Annotated in this window: 1 protein-coding gene; it reads right to left on the bottom strand. The window is 41.1% G+C overall.

Annotation, left to right across the window (positions count from 1 at the left end):
- On the bottom strand, positions 1-1208 hold a 1208-nt coding region (locus QZL64_RS11950; protein ID WP_296309617.1), incomplete at its 3' end, for an ESPR domain-containing protein.
- Positions 1209-1425 lie beyond the last annotated feature (217 nt).

Genomic DNA, 1425 nt, shown 5'->3' with positions numbered 1-1425 from the left:
AAATCTTTACCGGCTGCATTGTTAATTTTTTCCTTCGTTGCAGCTGTTAAGTCTACTACCAAGTCCTGACCAGATACTTTGCTTTCAACCATGCCATCGGTAGCACCTACGATACCGAAACCGGCATTGTCTTTATCAATAGTGAGTTTCTGACCATTGCTATCTGTTACCGTTACAGTCTGAAGTGCGGAATTAGCTGCATCTTGAGCGTCTTTGATAGAATCATTGAGATCTTTTTGCACGCCAAACAACTGACCACCGGTTACAGCATCTTTGGCTCCTTCAGCAACAGCACCTTCACCAACATTAGATACTTTTTTGCCGCCTGCATCAATACCGGCTGTTGTTACGGACGGACCACCGGCAACAGTCAAACCGTCTGCTGCAACAACTGTGTTCCCAAGAGCAAAACCACCGGCAGTTAAAGCTGCAGTGCCAACCAATACGCCATTAGCTCCAACTTTAGTTTCACCGGCTACTAAACCCGACTTGTCTAGTTTGGTATTGCCTACAGTAACAGAGCCATCGGCGCTGAGATCAACTTTTTTATTCAAATCAACGCTAAAGGATTTACTGCCATCAGCATTTTCACTTTCAGCAATTTTAATATTTTCGCTTCCTGCAGTAAGATCCGTCGAGCCTGTCTTAATACCTTTTACCAAATCACTCAGTTTCTTTTCCCCGGCTTCTGACAAATTATCGAGATCACGGTTTGCCTTATTTTTTAATTCATCAAGATCGGTTGAAGAATTTGAGCTGGATTCATTGATCTTTTTAAGAGTGGCAGCGTCCAAACCGATTTTTAAAACTTGGTAGCGGTTTTCAATTGGAGCATCACCACGCTGAGTGCTAGCTGCGACTTTTTTATCCCCACCACTCATATAAGTGCCCATTTTAACATCAACGCCACCACTCTCAGCGCCTTTAATGAGCAATTTAAATTGAACACCATTGCCGGAATCCCAGCCTACACTGTCGTAAGCTCGAGCAGTATCGGTATATGGCATATACATCTGACCTTCATCAGTGGTAATCAAACTTGCATCTGCTGTTCCAAAAGCGCCCAATAAAAAAGCACCCACTAAACCGGGCAACACTACACCCTTAATTCGTTTTGTGCTACCGTTCTGATGGCTTTTAGCCAATTCAGAGACTACTACATACATACCCTTTGTCTTGCTCCATACTACCTTGAATACCTTATTCATACTCTGTAACTCCTTTACCTAACCACACACAACCCTAATTACTAGTTTGTAGCGATATTTTTCAAAAAATTATTCCCAAAATTAATATAAGATTACATCGCTTCCTAACTATTTCGGATGATTGGCTCCCACAAATCATCCATAATTCGTTAATAATCTTTCCCTTAAATATAAAAAAATACCATTTGGTTAATTGTAAACTGAAATTGAACATATA

It is taken from the genome of Veillonella sp. CAG:933, assembly GCF_000431435.1.
Lineage (GTDB): Bacteria > Bacillota > Negativicutes > Veillonellales > Veillonellaceae > Veillonella_A.
The sequence above is the reverse complement of the archived record's forward strand: the minus strand, read 5'-3'. Positions and strand labels throughout refer to the sequence as shown.